Origin of the sequence: Ellagibacter isourolithinifaciens, from assembly GCF_008831035.1 — a bacterium.
Lineage (GTDB): Bacteria > Actinomycetota > Coriobacteriia > Coriobacteriales > Eggerthellaceae > Ellagibacter > Ellagibacter isourolithinifaciens.
This window is the reverse complement of the sequence record NZ_WAJR01000045.1, coordinates 1-5,683: the sequence shown is the minus strand read 5'-3', so window position 1 is coordinate 5,683 and position 5,683 is coordinate 1. Positions and strand designations below refer to the sequence as shown.

Genomic DNA, 5,683 nt, shown 5'->3' with positions numbered 1-5,683 from the left:
TTCGATGGGCGCGTAGACCATAGGAGCTACGAGCGCCAAGGCATCGAGCGCGTCCCGCAGGTGCACGAGGGAAGCCGCGTCCGTGCCATGGAGAACCGCGCCAAGGCCGAAGCCGAAGCGGCGGGGGTCGAATACGAACCCGTGACCCTGCGCGGTGCCCAGAATGCCGAGCGCCGTATGGCGAACGCCGAGATGGCCGAAGCGTCGAGGGAACTCGACATGTGGTGCAGACCGACCGTCATGGACGCGCTGCTGCGCAACCTGCGCGGGCTTTGCCTCTATGCGCTCGCTGCCGCCAAGGGGTTCCGCGACTTCAGGGAAAGGCTCAAGGGCTGGGGTGCGGCAACGGCTTGGAAGGGTCGCGACTTCTGGGTCTACGACGAGGACGAACCGCGTGCCGCGTCCCTCATGGCAGACCTCGACCCCAAGCTCGGCGAATATCTTTCCGACAATTCCGCCGAGGTCGAATTAGAACGCATCTCTTGCATGAGGGATGCCTACATCGCCGACGTGAAGCGTCGCGAGAAGGAATACAGGGGCGGCGTGAGCGCGGAATCGCGCGGCGGCGGGTACATGCTCGCCGACATGCCGAAGCTCAAGTTGCCGCGCCCGGCACCGGAAATCGCCGACGATGCTGACGTAAAGCAGGCAATCTCGTCCGCTTGGCAGAGGTGCGACGCGTGGCGGCTGAGCCATGCGAAGGACGCTCCCAAGCCAAAGCCGAGACCGGGCGGCGGTTCCGCTTCGCAACAGCAGACGCAAAGGCGCAAGGAGCAGCCGAGCCACGAGCGGAACCCCAACATCGGGCAGGACAGGTAGCAAGGAAAGGGTCGATGGAGCAGAGCATCCATCGACCCTTTTTCAAGTCTGGTCTATTCGATTGACCGTCGCGTCAATTCCGCAGCCGGTGAACGAGTCGGCTTAGATCCGCGCAAGCGCGGAACACGCCGCCCCGTAGTCACCGCCTGCTACATTGACCCGCCTGCGGCAACCGTTTAAGCCTGTGCGGCAAGATAATAGTCGAGTGCGTCCCTGTAGACCGAAGACGGCTTCACGCCCTTGCTGCGGGCTATCATGGCCACCCTCTGCGTGTCCTTCGCGTCGTAGACTACCGTCACGCGGCGGGTTCCGACCGCGTCGAGGTGCGAGCCGCTGAACACCTTGCCATCGGGTTCCGGCTCGAAGCTGCCGTCTTCGTAGGGCGCGGCCATACGGTCGAGGTCGGCATCGGTGATGCCGTGCTTCGCCATGAAATCGTTCACGTTCATCAAAATCACCTCTCCAAGCCTAGTTCCCTGAGCGTCTTGCCGCTCGGCGGTGTCATCCCGTGGTAGACGAAGAAGTAGTCATCGTCGGCATCGTAGATGTAGACGAGCTCGACCAGCCTGCTGCGGGAGTCCGTGCCGACGGCAATCCACTCGCCCGATTCGCGCTGCTTGTAGCGAATCATCGACCGCATCGCCGCCATCACGTCCGCATCGCTCACCTCGGGGTGCCGCTCGCTGATTCTGGGGTGAACCCCTATCTGGCTCATGCCCGTTCTCCTCTCGATATGATATGAAATCATATCATATCTTTCTATCGGGAGAAATACGCCCGTATTTCAGGGGGTCTTTTCGGCTCTAGGTGTAAAATAAAATCATTGATAATATAACGTGCCTATGAGGGCTTCTGGGATAGGTTGGTGAGTGGGTTGTCTCTTGAGTCCGTTCTTCTTGAGTACGGGGCTTTCGAGGTCTCGGCCATGGATGTCTACTCCGATATCTTTCAGCTCGGGTACGGGTTCATACAGACCGAAGGGGAGCCAAGCGGTGAGCACAAGGCGAACCCCATCATCGTCGGCTCGTTCGGCGGTCATTACGACGAGGACGGGAAGCTCGAAGGGGACAGGGTTCGCCGTCGCATCCTGTTTGAGGACACGTTCGAGGACACTCTTGCCGAGTTCAGCGATGCGAACTGGGCGATAACGAACGGGCTTACCTACTGGGGCAGGGCGAACACCGCCGATGCGCAGAGTAAGATGTGCGCCCTGATTTTCGACCTCGACGGTCAGGATGACGTTACTCTGCGGAACTTCTTTTACAACTGCCGCAGCGATTACCCCTACTATCCCGATCCGAACTACATCATCCTGAGCGGGCACAATATCCACCTGTACTACGTCCTCGAGGAACCCGCCGACCTTTACCCGAACATCAAAAGCCTGCTGAAGGACATGAAGTACCGCCTGACCGACCAGATGTGGAACAAGTACACATCGAGGGAATGGGAGCACCCGCAGCACCAGGGCATCAACCAAGGGTTCCGCATCATCGGCGGCAAGACCAAGGACGGCGGTACGGTGAGGGCATTCAGGGTCAACACGCATCCGTTCTCGCTCGAAGAGCTAAACGGGTTCCTTCCTCCAGACCAGCAAGTCGACCTATCCAAGAAGTGGAGGGAGACGAGGTACACGCTCGAACAGGCCAAGGAGAAGTTCCCCGAGTGGTACGAGAAGGTCATCGTCAACGGCGGTCATGCCGACGGCTCATGGGATGCCAAGGAAGACCTATACAACTGGTGGCTTCGGAAGATACGCGAGGGCGCATCATACAAGCACAGGTACTTCTGCCTGATGGCGCTTGCGATATACGCCGTGAAGTGCGGCATCACCGACCGCGAACGCGTCAAGGCCGACATGGAGTCCCTCGTGCCGTTCCTGAACTCGGTTGACTCTGAGCATCCGTTCGGCAACGACCACGAGGTCGAGAACGCACTCGAATGCCTCGACTTGCGATACAAGAATTTCCCGATTAAGGACTTGGAGAAGATATCGGGTATGGCCATCCCGAAGAACAAGCGGAACTACAGGAAGCAGCCACAGCACATGGAGTATCTGAACGGGCTGCGCAAGATGCGTCGCGACGTTCTCGGCGAGAACGAGTATGAAAACAGCGGTCGGCCAAAGGGAAGCGGCGAGAAGTGCGAGCTGATTCGCTCCTATGCCCGCGAGCACCCGAATGCCAACCATTCGGATATAGCTAAGGCGCTTGGCGTGTCGCGTCCTACCGTCATCAAATGGCTGAGGGGCTGGAAGTGCGACACCGACGGCCTGCCGGATGGCGCATGGTACGAAAACGGGCACGTTCACGTCGATATGACGGAGCCGAAAGCCGATTGATTCTTGCCCGCTTTTCATTTGGGTGATGAAATGGGCTGATACACAGGGTGATACACACCGAGATACACAGGAGATACACGTGCCGCAGAAGATGTTCAGGCTTACAGATGAGCAAATCTGCAAGCTAAAAAAGGTTTCCGAGCTGCGAGGATGTTCCCAAACTGATTTGATTCGCGGGTTCATCGATTCGCTTGACGAGGAGCCGCCTGATACACAGGGTGATACACACCGAGATACACAGGAGATACACGGTGCCGAGCGGTCGAGCGGAGCCGATTCGCCAGCGCTTGCCGCGCTCGTCGAGCAGCTTGCCGTCAAGGATGCTCAGCTCGCCAAGAAGGACGAGCAGATAGCCAAGCTCATGGATACCGTGGCCGACAGCACCAAGGCCGTGCAGGGCGCTCAGGCGCTCCACCACGAGACCGCCCAGACGCTCGCGCTGGAATCGACCGAGCAGAAGCTGAGCCGATGGCAAAGGCTCAAGAGGGCTTGGAGGGGCTAGCCGTGAAGTGGAACGTATCCGTGCTGCGCAGGTCGGGGGAATGCGAGCGCACCGAGGTGGCTGACTTCGAGCTGTCGGAGTTCTTCAACCGAATCGCGAGCGCCGAGGGCAAGGCGTGGGTTCTGTCGGTCGAGCGCGTCGGCGATGTGGGCGATTCCGCGCTCGTCGAGCCTGACGGCGATGAACTCGTGTCGCAGCTCGGCAAGCGCCGCTGGCGCGTCATGGGAGACCCGGAGGACGGCTGGTGGGTCGAGGTCGATTCGGACGGCAGCGAGCTTCCGGGCGATTGGGAGTATGACCGAAAGGGCGGGTACGTCTACTGCTCGTTCAGCTGATTTGGCACAAATGAACGTCTGAGAGCCGTTTTAAGGCTCCGAAACATGGCCGCAGAAGAGTTCTGCGGCCATGTTCTTTTAAGGCCGATTTTGGGCATCTGGCGAGTGCCGCTACACCTGCTGGCGCTTTGCCTTCTCCCACTCGCGAAGGCGCTTGCTCGCCCCATCCGTGTCGAGCGGCTGCGTACCGCACGCCGAAATCTCGTCGGCGTGCCCGGCGATGAACGCGGCGAGCGCGTTCCAATCGACCGACTTCCAGTCACCGCCCGGGGCCTTCGCCATCAGCAGGCCGCCAGCGACCATGACGGCGTGGTTCCTCGCCTTGCGCTCGGACTTCGCAAGCTCGCGCTTCTTGCGCTGAATCTGCGCTTCGAGCTGCCTTTTGCGTTTTTCCAATTCCTCAAGCGTCGCCATGCGGAACCACCTTGCCCAATCCGTCGAAATTGTCCGCGTCGGCGGCGGCACCGACGCTACCCGTGCATATGGTAGGTCATTTCGCGGCGGCGCGGAATGGCTATAATGTCTTTAGCCCGTAGGGGTAAAGCGCACTTATATGTCACGCTTGCGGCATGACGTGCGCCGCTGCGCGGGGCTTCTCCGTCGGAACGGTCACACCGTCCGACTACGCGACCGCTCCGCAGTCTTGCCATTCGCCCGCAGCGATTCCGGAATCATCGCGGGCTGCGCGATGCCGTCGCGGCGGCGCTCCGGCATCTTGCCAAGGTTCGTCCACGGGAGGTCTGGCGGTGGCCATCTTTCACTGCAACATATCCGTCGCGTCACGCGCCGTCGGCGCGTCCGCCGTCGCTGGTGCCGCATACATATCGCGCTCGGCCATCGAGTTCGAGCGCGAGGGAACCATGTTTGATTTCACCAAAGCCCATAGGCACGAGCGTCTGGTGGCGGATTTGGGAATCGCGCTGCCAGACAACGCGCCGAAGCGGTTCGGCGAGCGCGGTGCGCTGTGGAACGAGGTCGAGCGCGTCGAGAAGAAGGCCGACGCGCAGCTCTGCCGCCGAATCGAGTGGGCGCTGCCCGACGAGCTGCCGGACGACGAGAAAATCAGGCTCGCGAGGAAACACGTGGCGCAGCGCGCAGCCGCCGGCCACGTGGTCGATGCGTGCATCCATTGCAACGTCGACGGAACGAACTGGCACGTGCACGAGCTTGAACCGCTGCGCCCCGTCGGCGAAAACGGGTTCCTCGCAAAATCGGAGAATGTCTACGTGTGCAGGAAGCTCGGCGAGAAAGATGACAGGAAGGCGAGCGCCAAGGAGTTCGCCTTCCTGAAAGCCGAGGGATGGGAAAAGGTCTACAGGTACCGAATCGGCGGCGAAACGCGATGGCTCACGCCGACGGAAGCCGCCGCGCGGGTGCGTGGCAAACTCGGGCAATCGGCAGACCCGGAAGACGTATCCGAGCTGACAAGAAAGAGCAGGCAGGGGCGCAACCCGAAGCAGGAGACGCGATACCTTACCGACTGGAACGAGCCGACCAAGGCCGAGGAATGGCGCTCCGAAATCGCGGCGCTCATAAACGACGCACTCGAAGAGAACGGGTTCGATGGGCGCGTAGACCATAGGAGCTACGAGCGCCAAGGCATCGAGCGCGTCCCGCAGGTGCACGAGGGAAGCCGCGTCCGTGCCATGGAGAACCGCGCCAAGGCCGAAGCCGAAGCGGCGGGGG

Annotated in this window: 8 protein-coding genes; 5 read left to right on the top strand and 3 right to left on the bottom strand. The window is 60.9% G+C overall.

What is annotated here, in order from left to right:
* On the top strand, positions 1-819 hold an 819-nt coding region (locus F8C90_RS10535; protein WP_170264647.1), incomplete at its 5' end, for a MobA/MobL family protein.
* A 176-nt stretch (positions 820-995) separates the two neighbouring features.
* Here F8C90_RS10535 and F8C90_RS10530 read toward each other — a convergent pair.
* Together F8C90_RS10530 and F8C90_RS10525 are read right to left on the bottom strand one after the other, a co-directional pair.
* Positions 996-1,268 carry a hypothetical protein gene (locus F8C90_RS10530; RefSeq protein ID WP_012814665.1) on the bottom strand — a complete coding sequence of 91 codons (273 nt, stop codon included), beginning with the start codon at positions 1,266-1,268 and terminating at the stop codon, positions 996-998.
* 5 nt (positions 1,269-1,273) lie between these two features.
* On the bottom strand, positions 1,274-1,567 hold the full coding sequence (locus tag F8C90_RS10525) for a hypothetical protein (RefSeq protein ID WP_246155907.1): 294 nt from the start codon (positions 1,565-1,567) through the stop codon (positions 1,274-1,276).
* A 177-nt stretch (positions 1,568-1,744) separates the two neighbouring features.
* On the opposite strand from F8C90_RS10525, the gene F8C90_RS10520 reads away from it, so the two are divergent.
* The 3 genes from F8C90_RS10520 (at position 1,745) to F8C90_RS10510 (ending at position 3,997) form a co-directional block, all read left to right on the top strand.
* Positions 1,745-3,160 carry a helix-turn-helix domain-containing protein gene (locus F8C90_RS10520; RefSeq protein ID WP_158050461.1) on the top strand — a complete coding sequence of 472 codons (1,416 nt, stop codon included), beginning with the start codon at positions 1,745-1,747 and terminating at the stop codon, positions 3,158-3,160.
* Between the two features lie 79 nt (positions 3,161-3,239).
* Positions 3,240-3,662, top strand: coding sequence for a hypothetical protein (locus F8C90_RS10515; RefSeq protein WP_158050460.1), 423 nt, complete (start codon positions 3,240-3,242; stop codon positions 3,660-3,662).
* 2 nt (positions 3,663-3,664) lie between these two features.
* Positions 3,665-3,997, top strand: a complete 333-nt coding sequence (locus F8C90_RS10510; protein WP_158050459.1) for a hypothetical protein — start codon at positions 3,665-3,667, stop codon at positions 3,995-3,997.
* A 111-nt stretch (positions 3,998-4,108) separates the two neighbouring features.
* Here F8C90_RS10510 and F8C90_RS10505 read toward each other — a convergent pair whose 3' ends face one another.
* Complete coding sequence (locus tag F8C90_RS10505) at positions 4,109-4,411, bottom strand: hypothetical protein (protein WP_012814670.1); 303 nt, start codon at positions 4,409-4,411, stop codon at positions 4,109-4,111.
* 155 nt (positions 4,412-4,566) lie between these two features.
* Between F8C90_RS10505 and F8C90_RS10500 the strand changes: the two genes are divergently transcribed.
* Positions 4,567-5,683, top strand: a 1,117-nt coding sequence (locus F8C90_RS10500) for a MobA/MobL family protein (RefSeq protein WP_158050458.1), incomplete at its 3' end; no start/stop codon positions are given.